The sequence below is a fragment of the Salinisphaera sp. T31B1 genome, from assembly GCF_040361275.1.
Lineage (GTDB): Bacteria > Pseudomonadota > Gammaproteobacteria > Nevskiales > Salinisphaeraceae > Salinisphaera.
This window is the reverse complement of the sequence record NZ_APNH01000004.1, coordinates 390,220-405,026: the sequence shown is the minus strand read 5'-3', so window position 1 is coordinate 405,026 and position 14,807 is coordinate 390,220. Positions and strand designations below refer to the sequence as shown.

The 14,807-nt window shown below is 64.8% G+C and carries 13 protein-coding genes; 4 read left to right on the top strand and 9 right to left on the bottom strand.

Going from position 1 to position 14,807, the window contains the following annotated elements; all coding sequences use genetic code 11:
* The first annotated feature begins 47 nt into the window (after positions 1–47).
* Genes T31B1_RS16595 through glcF form a run of 3 tightly spaced genes read left to right on the top strand, consistent with a single transcriptional unit; the run spans position 48 to position 3,928 of the window.
* Positions 48–1,568: an FAD-linked oxidase C-terminal domain-containing protein gene (locus tag T31B1_RS16595; RefSeq protein WP_353250640.1), complete on the top strand. Its 1,521-nt coding sequence runs from the start codon at positions 48–50 to the stop codon at positions 1,566–1,568.
* Positions 1,565–2,674: a glycolate oxidase subunit GlcE gene (glcE, locus tag T31B1_RS16590; protein ID WP_353250639.1), complete on the top strand. Its 1,110-nt coding sequence runs from the start codon at positions 1,565–1,567 to the stop codon at positions 2,672–2,674. The genes T31B1_RS16595 and glcE overlap by 4 nt, the downstream gene beginning before the upstream one ends.
* Before the next feature lie 21 nt (positions 2,675–2,695).
* The gene (glcF, locus tag T31B1_RS16585) at positions 2,696–3,928 is read left to right on the top strand and encodes a glycolate oxidase subunit GlcF (RefSeq protein ID WP_353250638.1); all 1,233 of its coding nucleotides are present in this window, start codon (positions 2,696–2,698) and stop codon (positions 3,926–3,928) included.
* A gap of 57 nt (positions 3,929–3,985) precedes the next feature.
* On the opposite strand, the gene T31B1_RS16580 is transcribed toward glcF, so the two are convergent.
* Positions 3,986–5,062 (bottom strand): AI-2E family transporter, encoded by a 1,077-nt coding sequence (locus T31B1_RS16580; protein ID WP_353250637.1) that lies wholly within the window; start codon positions 5,060–5,062, stop codon positions 3,986–3,988.
* A 272-nt stretch (positions 5,063–5,334) separates the two neighbouring features.
* On the opposite strand from T31B1_RS16580, the gene T31B1_RS16575 reads away from it, so the two are divergent.
* Positions 5,335–6,822 carry a M48 family metalloprotease gene (locus T31B1_RS16575; protein WP_353250636.1) on the top strand — a complete coding sequence of 496 codons (1,488 nt, stop codon included), beginning with the start codon at positions 5,335–5,337 and terminating at the stop codon, positions 6,820–6,822.
* A 101-nt stretch (positions 6,823–6,923) separates the two neighbouring features.
* Here T31B1_RS16575 and lapB read toward each other — a convergent pair whose 3' ends face one another.
* The 8 genes from lapB to hisC all read right to left on the bottom strand — a co-directional run bounded on the left by lapB (position 6,924) and on the right by hisC (position 14,722).
* Positions 6,924–8,132: a lipopolysaccharide assembly protein LapB gene (gene lapB, locus T31B1_RS16570; protein WP_353250635.1), complete on the bottom strand. Its 1,209-nt coding sequence runs from the start codon at positions 8,130–8,132 to the stop codon at positions 6,924–6,926.
* The gene (locus tag T31B1_RS16565; RefSeq protein WP_353250634.1) at positions 8,125–8,415 is read right to left on the bottom strand and encodes a LapA family protein; all 291 of its coding nucleotides are present in this window, start codon (positions 8,413–8,415) and stop codon (positions 8,125–8,127) included. Before T31B1_RS16565 ends, lapB begins: the two co-directional genes overlap by 8 nt.
* A 64-nt stretch (positions 8,416–8,479) precedes the next feature.
* Positions 8,480–8,767, bottom strand: a complete 288-nt coding sequence (locus tag T31B1_RS16560) for an integration host factor subunit beta (protein WP_353250633.1) — start codon at positions 8,765–8,767, stop codon at positions 8,480–8,482.
* A gap of 121 nt (positions 8,768–8,888) precedes the next feature.
* Positions 8,889–10,574, bottom strand: a complete 1,686-nt coding sequence (gene rpsA / locus T31B1_RS16555) for a 30S ribosomal protein S1 (RefSeq protein WP_353250632.1) — start codon at positions 10,572–10,574, stop codon at positions 8,889–8,891.
* 110 nt (positions 10,575–10,684) lie between these two features.
* Positions 10,685–11,380, bottom strand: coding sequence for a (d)CMP kinase (gene cmk / locus T31B1_RS16550; RefSeq protein WP_353250631.1), 696 nt, complete (start codon positions 11,378–11,380; stop codon positions 10,685–10,687).
* Positions 11,377–12,696, bottom strand: coding sequence for a 3-phosphoshikimate 1-carboxyvinyltransferase (gene aroA, locus T31B1_RS16545; protein WP_353250630.1), 1,320 nt, complete (start codon positions 12,694–12,696; stop codon positions 11,377–11,379). The genes cmk and aroA overlap by 4 nt, the downstream gene beginning before the upstream one ends.
* A gap of 2 nt (positions 12,697–12,698) precedes the next feature.
* Entirely contained in the window at positions 12,699–13,601 is a 903-nt protein-coding gene (locus T31B1_RS16540) for a prephenate dehydrogenase (RefSeq protein ID WP_353250629.1), read from the bottom strand.
* Positions 13,598–14,722 (bottom strand): histidinol-phosphate transaminase, encoded by a 1,125-nt coding sequence (hisC, locus tag T31B1_RS16535; protein ID WP_353250628.1) that lies wholly within the window; start codon positions 14,720–14,722, stop codon positions 13,598–13,600. The genes T31B1_RS16540 and hisC overlap by 4 nt, the downstream gene beginning before the upstream one ends.
* Positions 14,723–14,807 lie beyond the last annotated feature (85 nt).

Genomic DNA, 14,807 nt, shown 5'->3' with positions numbered 1-14,807 from the left:
ACCGGCGAAGATGCCTGCCGGCGCGCCCCCAAGCACGAGGACACCTCATGGCCGATTCCGCCACTGCCGAACCGCATGCCGCCGATCTGGCCGAAACGGTGCTTGCCCGCCAGGTCGACAAGCAGGCACTGATCGACAAGCTGCACGCCGAGCTGCCGCGCGCGGCCGTGCTGACCGATCACGAGGATCTCAAACCGTTCGAATGCGATGGCCTGTCCGCCTATCGGCAAGTGCCGATGATCGTGGTGCTGCCTGAGACCATCGAACAGGTCCAGACGGCGCTACGCATCTGTCACGCCAACGATGTGGCGGTGGTCGCCCGCGGGGCGGGCACCGGCCTGTCCGGAGGCGCACTGCCGCTGGACAACGGCGTGCTGATCTCGCTGGCCAAGTTCAACCGCATACTCGATATCGATACCGACAACCGCCGCGCCACGGTGCAGCCCGGCGTACGCAACCTCGCCATCTCCGAGGCGGTCGATCATCTCGGGCTGTACTACGCGCCCGACCCGTCCTCCCAGATCGCCTGTTCGATCGGCGGCAATGTGGCCGAGAACTCGGGCGGCGTGCACTGCCTGAAATACGGGCTGACCACCCACAACATCCTGCAGATCGAGGTCGTGACCATCGAGGGCGAACGCCTGACCATCGGCAGTCATGCACTCGACACGCCCGGCTTCGACCTGCTTGCGCTGATGACCGGCTCCGAGGGTCTGCTCGGCGTGATCGTCGAGGTTACCGTCAAACTGTTGCCCAAGCCGGAGCTCGCACGCGTTGCCATGGTCGCCTTCGACGACGTCCGCAAGGCCGGCAACGCAGTGGCCGCGATCATCCAGGCGGGCATCGTGCCCGCCGGGCTTGAAATGCTCGACAGCCCGGCGATCATCGCCACCGAGGAATTCGTACATGCCGGCTATCCGACCGAAGCCGAGGCCATACTGCTCTGTGAGGTCGACGGCACCGAAGCCGAGGTGGAGGAGCACATTGCCGACGTACGCGCGGTGATGGAACAACAGGGAGCGGTCGATATCCGCATTTCCCGCGACGCTGCCGAGCGGGCCCTGTTCTGGGCCGGCCGCAAGGCCGCATTCCCTGCCATGGGCCGGATTTCGCCCGACTACTACTGCATGGACGGCACCATTCCGCGCAAGGCGCTGGCCGACGTGCTGATCGGCATCGGCGAGCTGTCCAAGAAATACGGTCAGCGTGTGGCCAACGTCTTTCATGCCGGCGATGGCAACCTGCATCCGCTGATCCTCTACGATGCGAATATCGAAGGCGAGCTCGAGCGCACCGAGGAATTCGGTGGCGCAATCTGTGAGCTGTGTCTCGAACATGGCGGCACGATCACCGGCGAGCACGGCGTGGGCATGGAAAAGATCGATCAGATGTGCGTTCAGTTCCCCGAACCCGAGCTGATTCAGTTCCATGCCGTCAAGGCCGCGTTCGACGCCAAAAGCCTGCTCAACCCCGGCAAGGCCGTGCCTACGTTGCACCGCTGTGCCGAGTTCGGTGCGATGCACGTCCATAACGGCGATCTGCCCTTTCCCGATCTGGAGCGACTGTGACTTCTCCCGTGTCTTCCACCGACGGCCAGAGCGGCGCGTGCGGCGATCAGAGCGCGCCGATCAGCGAACGCGTGGCCGACGCCTTTGCCCGAAATACGCCGCTGGTCATTCGCGCGGGCGGCACCAAAGCGTTTCTGGGCGAGCCCGTGGCCGAGGGCGATGACCTGGATATCACCGGCCACCGCGGTATTGTCAGCTACGAGCCCGGCGAACTGGTGTTGACCGCACGAGCCGGCACGCCGTTGGTCGAAATCGAGCAGGCCCTGGCCGAACAGAACCAGATGCTCGCCTTCGAGCCGCCACACTACGGCGAACAGGCCACGCTCGGCGGCACCGTCGCCGCCGGCGTATCGGGCCCCGCCCGCCCGTTCACCGGCGCCGCGCGCGACTTCGTACTGGGGACCCGGATCGTCAACGGCCGCGGTGAAGTGCTGCGCTTCGGTGGCGAAGTCATGAAGAACGTCGCCGGCTATGATCTGTCGCGCCTGATGGCCGGTGCCTTCGGCACGCTCGGCGTACTGCTGGATATCAGCCTGAAGGTACTGCCCGTCCCGCGTGATCAGGTCACGCTCGTGTTCGAAAAGGACGCCGATTCGGCGCTGGCTCATTTCAGCGAATGCCTGCTGCGGCCGTGGCCGATAACCGCAGCCTACTGGGAGGCAGGTCGCAGCTACCTGCGCCTGGCCGGGGCCGCGACCTCGGTCGAGTCGGCGGCCAAGGCGCTGGGCGGCGAGCGCCTGGACGACGACCGCCGCTTCTGGCGCGACATACGCGAACATCAAAGCGCGTTCTTCCAGGATAGCCGGCCGCTGTGGCGGCTGTCGGTTGCCCCGGCCACGCCGGCACTGGATCTCGCCGGCGATTGCGTGATCGACTGGGGCGGCGCCCAGCGCTGGCTGGTCAGCGATGCCGATGCGGACACCGTTCGCGCCCGCGCCGCTGAGCTGGGTGGCCATGCGAGCCTGTACAGTCGGCAGACCGACACATCCGTCACACCACGTTTTCATCCACTGCCGGCACCGATGATGGCGATACACAAACGCGTCAAGCAGTCGCTCGATCCGGCCGGGGTCTTCAACCGCGGCCGGCTCTATCCCGATTTCTGAACCGACCCGTCGACGAGCATCATGCAAACATCCATCATTCCTCAGCTACGCGACACGCCGGATGGCGAAGAGGCCGACCGGATCCTGCGCGCGTGTACCCATTGCGGGTTCTGTACGGCGACCTGCCCGACCTATCAGCTGCTCGGCGATGAACGCGACAGTCCGCGTGGGCGTATTTACCTGATCAAGCAGGTTTTGGAAGGCCAGACGCCCACCGAGCGCACTCAGCTGCACCTGGATCGCTGTCTGACCTGCCGCGCCTGCGAGACGACCTGCCCGTCGGGCGTCGAGTACGCCAAGCTGGCCGATATCGGCCGGGATCTGGTCGACCAGACGGTTCAGCGCTCGGCCCCGCAACGGATGCTGCGCTGGCTGTTGCGTCATGTGGTCGCCTATCGCAACCGCTTTGCATTCTTCTTTCACCTGGGCCATGCCTTCAAGCCCCTGCTGATCGGTCCCCTCGCCCCGCTCAAGCAGAAAATGCCGCCGAAGCAGGCGCGTGTCGGCTGGCCCGACCAGGTTCAGGGCAGCCGGACCATGCTCGTGCTCGACGGCTGCGTACAGCCGGTGGCCACGCCCAATACCAATGCTTATGCCGCGCGGATCCTGGGCGCCCTGGGTATTCGCCTGATCGCCCCGCCGGCCAGCGGCTGTTGTGGCGCGCTCAGCCAGCATCTGGCCCATCGCGACGAAGCGCTGGATTTCGCCCGCGCGAACATCGATGCGTGGTGGCCACATATTCAGGCCGGCGCGGAAGCGATTGTGATCACGGCCAGCGGCTGCGGGGCCTCGGTGGCCGAGTACGGGCATATGCTGCGTAACGACCCCGACTATGCAGACAAGGCGGCCCGCGTATCGGAACTGACCCGTGACCTGAGCGACGTACTCGCCCATGAAGACCTCAGCAACCTGGGGAATCTCGGTCAGGGCCGGCGGATCGCCTACCATCCGCCGTGCACGCTGCAGAACGCGCCCAAACTGCACGACAACGTCGCTGAAATTCTTGCTCAGGCCGGCTACGAGCTCACCCACGTGCGCGACCCACACCTATGCTGCGGTTCGGCCGGGACGTATTCGATTCTTCAGCCGACCATGGCCAACCAGCTGCGGACCAATAAGCTGGAGTCACTGGGCGCGGGCCGCCCGGAGGTGATCGTCACCGCCAACGTTGGCTGCCAGCTGCATCTTGACTCGGCCGCCGGCGTGCCGGTCCGCCACTGGATCGAACTGCTGGCCCCGGCGACCAACGCCTGAGCCATTGGCCGGCGGCACGGGCCGCCGGCCGTCACACCCGGACACGCCGGGGCGACGTCAGTAACTCGGTTCAACCTCTTTCGGCGTGGCCGCACGGCGCGGCCAGGCTTTGAGCACCGCATGGACCACGGTCGCGAGCGGGATGGCGAAGAACACGCCCCAGAACCCCCAGACGCCGCCGAAGAACAGCACGGCTGTGATGATCGCCACCGGGTGGAGATTGACCGCTTCAGAGAACAAAATCGGCACCAGTACGTTGCCGTCGAGCATCTGCAGCACGGTATAGGCGATCAGGACATACAGCGTCGGCGCCTCCATGCCCCACTGAGCATAGGCCACGAGCATGACCGGCAGCGTCATCCCGAACGCGCCGATATAGGGCACCAGCACCGAAAAGCCGACCAGCGCGGACAACAGCATCGCGTACTTGAGCCCCAGCAAAGAAAAGACTACATAGGCCGCGGCCCAGACGATGGCGATTTCAACCGCCTTGCCGCGGACATAGTTGCCCAGCTGCGCATTGACCTCTTCCCAGACGTTGTGGACCAGCCCCGCGTTTCGCGGCACGAACCCGCCGAGCCAGCGCAGGATCTGGCGCTTGTCGCGCAGCATGAAAAACACCATCAGCGGCACGAGGATCAGATAGACCGACAGATACAATAGGCTCATGCCGACCACCAGCGAGCGGCTGAGCAGCGACTGACGGATCGAGGCCACATCCACCGTCGTGCTGTTGACCATGGCATCGATATGGTCCTGGGTAATCATCGCCGGGTAGCGTTCCGGCAGCGATGCGATCCAACCTTGAATACGGGCGACCAGGGTGGGCAGTTCCTGGAGAATCTGGCCGGCTTGACGAGTCAGCAGCGGCAACAACGCGAAACTGACCAACACCACGCCGATCAACAACGCGGTCGATACCAACGCCGCGCCTGCCCAGCGCGGCACACGCAGCCGCTGCAACCACAGCACCGGCCCGTCCAGCAGGTAGGCCACCACAACAGCGGCCAGCACCGGCGTCAACAACGCCCCGAAGACCATGACCAGCACGAGTCCGCTGAGCAGGATCAACGCCAGTGCGACTACCTGCGGGTCGGAAAAATGACGGGAGAACCATTCGCGCACCACGTTCATGCGATTCGACTCGAACGGTGATGGCATATTGGCGCAACGGCGCAGCGGCCCTGTGGCCTGACGTCTGTCGACACGAAAACTCCTGACTGACTGGGCCGACGGGCACCCGGGCCTGGCGGTGGCCTCGGGCGGGTCGGAACTATCGGCGCTAGTTTAATCGAATGAACGAAACACGCTAACCTGCGGTCTGAAGGTCGGTATCGGGGGAGCGGCGTATCACCACGCCTGCCCTCGATTCGGCTCGCCGCTGAACCAAGGGGACCTCACACGTCGTGATCGCTCGCGCCACCCTTTCCCGCTATATGAGCGCGCTGCTGGTCTGCGTGCTATCGATGAACGTCGTTCACGCAGCGGTGGATTACAGACTGCCGACCATCGGCCAACCGGCCGACACCTATATGTCGCCCGCCGAGGAAGACAAGCTCGGTCGCCAGGTCGTCTCGCAGCTCCTGGCCGAGAACATGATCATCGAGGACCTCGAACTGCGCGAATACGTCAGCGGCGTCGGCGCCCGCTTGGCCGCGCATACCCCGCGCGAAGCCAGCGGATTCCAGTTCTACGTCATCGATAGCGGCCAGATCAACGCGTTCGCGCTGCCCGGGGGCTATATCGGCGTCAACGCCGGTCTGATTACCGAAACGGACAACGAAAGCGAGCTCGCCGGGGTTATGGGCCACGAAATGGCGCACGTCACCCAGCGTCATATCGCTCGCCAGATCGAAGCAACCTCGGGCATGGGCTGGGCCACCGCAGCCGCCGTCATCGCTGCGGCGATCGTCGGTGGTGGCGATCCGGACGCGATCTCTGCTGCGGTCAGCGCGGGCGTATCCAACCTCGGCCAGCAGCAGACCAACTACACTCGTGCCCACGAATACGAGGCCGATCGGCTGGGCATCCGCACGATGGCCGAAGCGGGCTTCAACCCCGACTCGATGGCCAGCTTCTTCGAGAAAATGCAGAAGCGCTCCAATCTGTATGGCAACCAGCTGCCACAGATACTGCTGTCGCACCCGGTCAGCAACACGCGCATGGCTGAAGCCGAGGCGCGCGCCGGCGACTACCCGGCCACCGCAGTCCGTGAGGACCACGAATATCCGCTGATGAAGGAACGGGCCCGCGTGCTGGCCAGCCGCCAGCTGAGCGGGCTGGCCCGCTATTACCAGCAGCGACGCAACGCGGCCGACTCGCCGGCGCTGGACTACGGATATGCACTGGTGCAGACACGCCTGGGCCAGAACGATGCCGCGATCAAGCTGCTTAAGCCGCTGGCCACCGCCCATCCCGGCTTGTTGGCCTATCAGCTGGCCCTGGCCGATGCCTATGCCCGAGCCGGCCGTGCAGGCGACGCGGCAGACCTGCTGACCGCGGTCCGCAAGCAGTTTCCCCACAGTGCGGCGGCCCGGCTGGACTACGCACAGCTGCTCGTCGAAACCGGACAGACCGAGAAGGCAAGAGACTTCTTGCTCGCCGATACCACGTTGCTGGACAACGTCTCCCAAGCCCAGGAGCTGCTGGCGCGCGCGGCCGGAAGCCAAGACCGGCTGGGTGAGGCCTACTACCGACAGGCCCGGTACTACCAGATGCGCGGGGCCTACCCACAGGCAATCAACCAGCTGCGGACGGCGCTCCAGACGGCCGATCTCAACGCGTTCGACAAATCACGATTACGCGCCATGCTCAACCAGATGGTGCAGGCCTGCCACGCCGCCTGGTCGGAGCGCGAATGTCGCGAACGGGTCGCACAGGACTCCAGGTACTAGCCCGGCGCCGATCATGCGGCCACGCGGCAGGCTCGCCGACCCAGTTACCATGCGCACGCCCGGCTCGGCCCGCGATGACACCCGTCAATCCACGGCAGGAGTCAGGCCGCGCTCCGCCCCTGACGCGCGCTGACCGGCTGTCCGGGCCGTACGTCCCGGACCGGGACCATGGTGTTCCACTGCCGACAGCTTGGACACTGCCAGTGCAGGTAGCGCCCGGAAAAGCCACACTGCCCGCAATGATAGGTAGGTTGGCGTTCGATGATCTGGCCGAGCGACTGGCGCAGGCTGTCCATCGGCCCGGATAACCCGCGGCGCGTCTGGGACCAGGTCAGGTCCAGCAGATGATAGAAGCCGATCCAGTTCGGCTCGCACTGCAGATAACGCGAGATATGGGCGATAGCCTCGTCGGTCTGGCGCTGGCGATGCAGATGACGCGCATAGGCCACGTGAGGATGTGCGCCGTCGTAGAGCGGCATCAGTTCGCGCAGGAATGCCGCGTATCCGTCCGGCTGCTCGAGCGTGTCGTAGCAACGGCGCATCGGCTCGATGATCTCGCTGATGAAATCGACGTCCTGCCGTATCACCTGGCGATAGATACGCATCGCGCGCTGGGGGTCGCCGGCCTTTTCTGCCATCAACCCGCCGATGAGGCTGGCACGAGCGCAATCGCGAAACGACTGGCGTGCCGCCTTGAGCATTTTCTGTGCGACATCCGGCGAATGGCTACCCCGCGCTTGTTCGGCCAACTCGCAGTAGTACTGGGCGATGACCGGCCGCAGCGACGTACCGCGCACCTGCTCCAGCCGGCGTGTGATCGAGATCGCCTGTTCCCAGTCTCTTTCCTGCTCGTAGATGGCGATCAGTCCCGACAGCGAGCGGTCCAGGAACAGATTCTGATCGGCCAGCTCTCGGAACAGATTTTCGGCCCGATCCAGCACGCCCGCCCGCAGATAGTCCTGGGCGAGCTCGTAGCGCGCCTGATTGCGGTGCAGAGGTTTCAGATTCGGCCGTGCGACCAGGTTCTGGTGCATACGCAAGGCACGGTCGACCTCACCCTGCCGACGGAACAAATTGCCGAGCGCCAGGTGTGTTTCGGCGGTGTCGTTATCGATCTCGAGCAGACGCGAGAAAGTCGCGATCGCCTGGTCGGCGTCGTCGTTGACCAGCTGACTGATGCCGCGGAGATAATCGGCGTTGACCGGCGGTGCCGGCTTTTCATCGCCTTTGGCACGTCCGCGCACGTACCAGCCCGACGCGGCTGCGACCGGCAGCAGCGCCAGAGACAGCCAACCGATGCCGTCAAGCATCGTGAATAGGCATGCTCCGCAGATTCGAGATTTCGGCTTCTGCGTCCCTGAGCCGGCGCTGCGCGCCCGACAGGCGACGCTTGAGACGGGCGATCTTGCCCATCGCGACGATGCCGGCCAGCAATAGACCGACCACGAACACGATCGCCAGGATCACGACCAGCGGCGCCTCGGTACTGGTAAACAGCAGGTCGATATCGACCGGCTGAAAATTGAAGAAACCGAAGGCGATACCCACGACCAGCCCCAGGATCACGATCAGGTTACGTATCAGTCGCAGCATTGAAATCCCGTTGACAGGCTCGTCCGACCCGCCGCCATACGGGCCATCGAATCGTCAGAACCTTTTAAGAATGGCTGTTGTTCACGCGTTCGCGCAGTTCCTTGCCGGGCTTGAAGTGCGGCACATACTTGCGCGGAATATCGACCGACTCACCCGTCTTCGGGTTGCGGCCACGCCGCGCAGGCCGATGGTGTACCGAAAAACTGCCGAATCCGCGTATCTCGACCCGGCCACCGTCGGCCAGTTCCGCGATTACGTCATCCAACAGCAACTTCACGGCGAGTTCCACGTCCCGGTGGGACATATGCGCCTGACGCTGGACCAGCCGTTCGATCAGCTCCGATTTTGTCATCCAGCGCTCTCCCTGAAACGCCGCCCCCGATGTATGCGCCGACCGGCGCATCCCCTGCTGATATCAAGGCTAGTTAAAACGCGGGGCGCACGCAAGCACCCCGCGTTCCGGCCGCCTTTTTTTAGTTATTGCGATCGCTGGCGTCGATCTGCTCCTTGAGGAGCTCGCCGAGGCTGGTGGTGCCGGTCGAGGCATCCGTATCGGCATAATCGCGCAGCGCCTGCTGCTCGTCCTTCTCATCCTTGGCACGGATCGACAGGCTGATCGTACGGTTGCGACGATCGACACCGACGAAACGCGCTTCGACCTCTGCGCCTTCCGACAGGGCCGTGCGCGCGTCTTCGACACGGTCGCGCGAAATATCCGAGGCACGGATATAACCGACCACATCGTTGCCGAGGTCCACGGTGGCGCCACGGGCATCGACCGTGTCGATCTTGCCGGAGACGACGCTGCCCTTGGGATGATCGGCGACGAAGTTGCCGAGCGGATCCTGTGCCAGCTGCTTGATCCCCAGGGAGATACGCTCGCGATCGGCGTCGATCGACAGCACCACGGCTTCGACCTCGTCGCCTTTCGAGTAGTTGCGCACCACTTCTTCGCCCTGCTCGTTCCAGGACAGATCGGACAGATGCACAAGGCCGTCAATGTTGCCCGGCAGGCCGACGAAGATGCCGAAGTCGGTGATCGACTTGATCTGACCGGTGACCTTGTCGTTGCGCTGGTGGGCCGCGGCGAAGTCTTCCCACGGATTGGACTTGCACTGCTTCATGCCCAGCGAGATACGACGACGCTCCTCGTCGATCTCGAGCACCATGACCTCGACCTCGTCGCCGACGTTGACGATCTGGTTCGGGTTGACGTTCTTGTTGGTCCAGTCCATTTCGGAGACGTGGACCAGGCCTTCCACACCGGATTCGATTTCGACGAATGCGCCGTAATCGGTGATGTTGGTCACATTGCCGAACAGACGGGTGTGCTCGGGATAGCGACGCGCGATATCGACCCACGGATCGTCGCCCAGCTGCTTCAGGCCGAGCGAGACACGGGTGCGCTCGCGATCGAACTTGAGCACCTTGACCTCGATCTCCTCGCCGACGTTGACCACGTCGGTAGGATCCTTGATGCGCTTCCAGGACATGTCCGTGATGTGCAGCAGGCCGTCGATGCCACCCAGGTCCACGAACGCGCCGTAGTCGACCAGGTTCTTGACGATGCCCTTGAGCACGATGCCTTCCTGAAGCGTGTCGAGCAGCTGCTTGCGCTCTTCGCTGTACTCTTCCTTGAGCACGTCACGACGCGAGACGACCACGTTGTTGCGCAGACGGTCGAGCTTGATGACACGGAACTCGAGCGGCTTGCCCTCGAGGTAGGTGGTGTCGCGCACCGGGCGCACGTCGACCAGCGAACCCGGCAGGAACGCGCGGATGTTGCCAACGTCGACAGTGTAGCCGCCCTTGACCTTGCCGCTGATCTGACCGACCACGGACTCGCTGTTCTCGTAGGCCTCGGTAAGGAAGTCCCACGTACGGATACGCTGAGCTTTTTCCTTGGACAGGCGAGTGGCACCGAAGCCGTCCTCGACGGCCTCCAGCGCGACCTCGACCTTGTCGCCCTCGGCAACGGAGATCTCTCCGTTGTCGTCGTAGAATTCGTCGATGGGGATGACGCCTTCGGACTTGAGCCCGGCGTCGACGATGATCACATCGGATTTGATTTCCAGGATCTCTGCGTTGATCAGGGATCCGGGCTGCATGGTGCGACCCTGCAGACTTTGCTCGAATAGCTCAGCGAAACTTTCAGACATGGGTGGGGATAAATCCTGCGGCACAAAGCGAACGTGCCGTCGGTGGTTGAGTAAACAATCCGGTCAGTGGCGTTGCGCCGCTGCCGGTCCTTAAACCGCTGGCCCGAACCTCAGAGCCAGCCCTTTTCGCGAACCAGACCACGCACTCGCTCAAGCGACGCGGCCACGGTTTCACCGGTGGTATCGATGACATGGGCATCGGCCGCCGGCTTCAATGGCGCAACGGCCCGCGAGGCGTCGCGGGCGTCACGATCCAATATCTCTCGATATATCCGCGAAAGACTAGCATCAACGCCTGTAGCCGACAACTGATCGAAGCGCCGCTGCGCCCGCTCCTCGGCCGAGGCGGTCACATAGATCTTCAGACCCGCGTCCGGGAAGATCACCGTGCCCATGTCGCGACCATCGGCAATCAGGCCGGGCGCGACCGCGAAATCGCGCTGACGTTCGAGCAGCGCGCTCCGAATCGCCGGCTGCACCGCCCATTTGGAGGCCGCATCGGAGATCGCATCGGTACGGATCAGGTCGGTCACGTCCTCTCCGGCCAGCAGGACCCGCTGGCCGGCGCCGGTATCCGGCATGAAGTGCAGATCCAGACGACGCGCTCGTTCGCGCGCGATGTCACAGTCGTCCGGCTCATCCGGGTTCAGGCCCTCTCGCAGCGCGATCAGCCCGACCAGGCGGTACAGCGCGCCACTGTCGAGCAAAAACCAGCCGAGTTCGGCCGCCAGCGCTGAGGCGAGCGTGCCCTTCCCGGCCCCGCCCGGCCCGTCCAGCGTCAAGACCGGTGTGTCCGACTGACTCACGAAGCCTGCCGTGCCGCGATCGAAAGGCCCACACCACGAGCAAGCGCCACGAACCCTGGGAACGAGGTATCGACGTAGTCGCAGTCGTCGATCACGATCGGCGCCGAGGAGCGCAGACCGGCCATGGCAAAGGCCATGGCGATGCGGTGATCTTCGTGACTGGCGATCCGGCCGCCGTGAAAGGCGTCGGCATCGGGCCGGCCGACGACGGTCATTCCGTCGTCGGCCACGCTGACCTCGACGCCGAGCGTGCGCAACCCCTCGGCCATCACCGCGATACGGTCCGACTCCTTGACCCGCAGCTCGGCCGCGCCGGTCAGCCGGGTGGTACCGCGTGCACAGGCTGCGGCCACGAACAGGGCCGGAAATTCGTCGATGGCCAGTTCGACCATGTCGGCGCCAATATCGATACCGTGCAGGTCGCTGGCCTGCACGTCGATGTCGGCGACGGGCTCGCCGGCCTGGAGGCGCTCGTTGGACAACGTGATCCGCGCACCCATCGCTTGCAGGATGTCGATGACGCCACGGCGCGTAGGGTTGATGCCGACATCGGTCAGGCGCAGGCGGCTGCCGTGGCCGATACAGGCCCCGACCAGGAAAAACGCGGCCGAAGACAGATCCGCGGGCACCGCGACGTCGAACGCATGCAACGGCTGGCCGCCGGCCAGGCTGAGCGTGGCGCCTTCGCGCTCGAGGCGTACACCGAAAGCATCGAGCATGCGTTCGGTATGATCACGGCTGACGCCCGGCTCATGGACCGTCGTCGTGCCCTGTGCATAGAGACCGGCCAGCAGCACGCACGACTTGATCTGGGCGCTGGCCACCGGCGGCGTGTAGTCGATGGCCTGCAATGTCTGGCCGCCGTGGATGGTCAGCGGTGCACGCTCGCCATCCTGCGCGCTGATCCGCGCGCCCATGCGGGTCAACGGATCGATCACCCGGCGCATCGGCCGCCGCGACAGGCTGGCATCGCCGGTGAGCACGCTATCGAAGCTCTGGCCTGCCATCAGGCCGGACAACAGGCGCATGGACGTGCCCGAGTTGCCCAGGTCCAGCGCGCCGGAGGGCGCACAGAGCCCGTGCAGGCCGCGGCCGTCGACGATCAGCGCGTCGCCTTCGCTTCGATAATCCACGCCCATGGACTCGAACGCTTTCAGGGTGGCCAGACAATCCGCGCTTTCCAGAAACCCGGTGATGCGAGAGCTGCCCTCGGCGATCGCCGAGAACATGATCGCGCGGTGCGAGACCGACTTGTCGCCCGGTACGCGCAGGGTGCCGGCAAGCGAGCCGCCTGCGGCGACTTCGAATTGACGCATGCTCAAGCCTTGTCGTTCGTGGATCGTTGCGCGAACCGGTCGCGCGCCTGCTTGGCGCGGCCGAACGCCGCGACCAGGGTATCGCCGTCATGAGCCGCGATGGCAGCCCGGAGTTGTTCCAGATCGCCGATATATCGATCCAGCACCGGACCGATCGCTTGACGGTTGGCGGTCACGATATCGCTCCACAGGGCCGGATCGCTGGATGCGATCCGGGTGAAATCGGCAAAGCCGCCGGCCGCATAGGCGAAAATCTCGGTTCGTTCGGCCATGCGCGCGAGCGTATCGACCAGGGCGAAGGCGAGTACGTGCGGCAGATGGCTGGTCGCGGCCAGAACCTCGTCGTGGTGGGCGGCATCCATTTCGCTGATCTGCGCGCCGAGCGATTGCCAGAATGCTTCGACACGGGCCAGCGCATCGGCATCGGTCTCGGGCGTGGGCGCCAGGATCACCCGACGCTGGTTGAACAGGCCGGCCACCCCGGCTTCGAGGCCGCTGTGCTCGGTGCCCGCAATCGGATGGCCCGGCACGAACCGGCCGATGGCCTTGCCCAGGCCGGCCCGGGCATCCGCGATCACCGACATCTTCGTGCTGCCGACGTCGGTGACCGCGGTATCGGCGCCCAGATGCGCGCCCAGCTCTGCGAACACCGACGCCATTGCGCCCACGGGCACGGCCACGATGACGAGCGCCGCGCCGGCGACCGCCTCGCCGAGTTCGGTCGACACATGATCGACCAGGCCGAGGCGTTCCGCGGTGGCGACGTCAGCGGCGTCGACAACACAACCGGTCAGCCGGCCGCGGTGCCCTGCCTGGCGGAGTCCGCGTGCGATCGACCCGCCGATCAGCCCCAGGCCGACGATCGCGACCGGCGTATCCGCGAAGGCATCGTCGGTACCGGTCATGCGGAATTCCGCACCGTATCGAGCGCGTCGAGGAACCGGCGGTTCTCTTCTGCCGTGCCCACGGTCACGCGTAGATGTTCGGGCATGTCGTAACTGGCCAACGGCCGCACAATCACGCCCTCATGCAGCAGGGCGTCGTACAGCGGCGCGGACGCCTGATGACAGTCGAACGTGATGAAGTTCGCCTGTGACGGCAGACAATCCAGACCGCGGGCCGTGAGTTCACGTACCAGTGAGCTGCGCTCGGCCGTGTTGCTAGCGATCGAACGCTCGATGAAGTCATCATCGTCCAGCGCGGCGGCCGCGCAGTGCATGGCGAGCATGTTGACGTTGAACGGCTGCCGGATCCGGTTGAGATAATCCGCCACGTCGGACGAAGACAGACCATAGCCGAAGCGCAGCGCCGCCATGCCGTAGATCTTGGAAAACGTGCGCGTGACGATCAGGTTCGGAAAACGCGCCAGCCAGGCGTGCACATCCGGTTGCTCGGCGCTTGTCTGGTATTCGACATAGGCCTGGTCGAGCAGCACGACCGTTGTCGCCGGAACGGCTTCGAGGAAGGCCTCGACGGCCGCGGCGGCCAACCAGGTGCCGGTCGGATTGTTAGGGCTGGCCAGAAAGACCACGCCCGTGTGTTCATCGATACGCGCCTGTATCGCCTCGAGGTCGTGGCCGCACGGCATGTCGGCCGCCGACCCCAGCGCCGGCACCTCGCGCACCTCGGCGTTGACCGCGCGCGCAACGATCGGATACACCGCAAACGAATATTGCGAGACCACCGCGTTCTTGCCCGGGCCCAGAAACACCCGCGCGGCCAGTTCGAGAATATCGTTCGAACCGTTGCCGAGCGTAACGCAAGAGGGCTCGACCCCATGACGAGCGGCGATCTTGGCCTTGAGTTCAAAGCCGCTGCCGTCGGGGTAGCGATACAGATCGCCGTCGAACGCGCGCAGCGCCGCCAGCGCCCTGGGTGAGGTGCCGAGGGGATTCTCGTTCGAAGCCAGCTTGATGATCGAGTCCAGCCCGAGCTCGCGCTTGAGATCCTCGATCGGTTTGCCCGGTACGTAGGTGTGCAGCGAACGAATCCCGTCGTGCGCCTGATCGCTGACTGTGGCGGTCATGGTCTTTTGTCCTTGCTTCGGCCGGCTGCCGGGGCGAGTCGGTCGATGGTTGCTTGTCTGCTGCGGAGCCGGCACGGCCGGACGC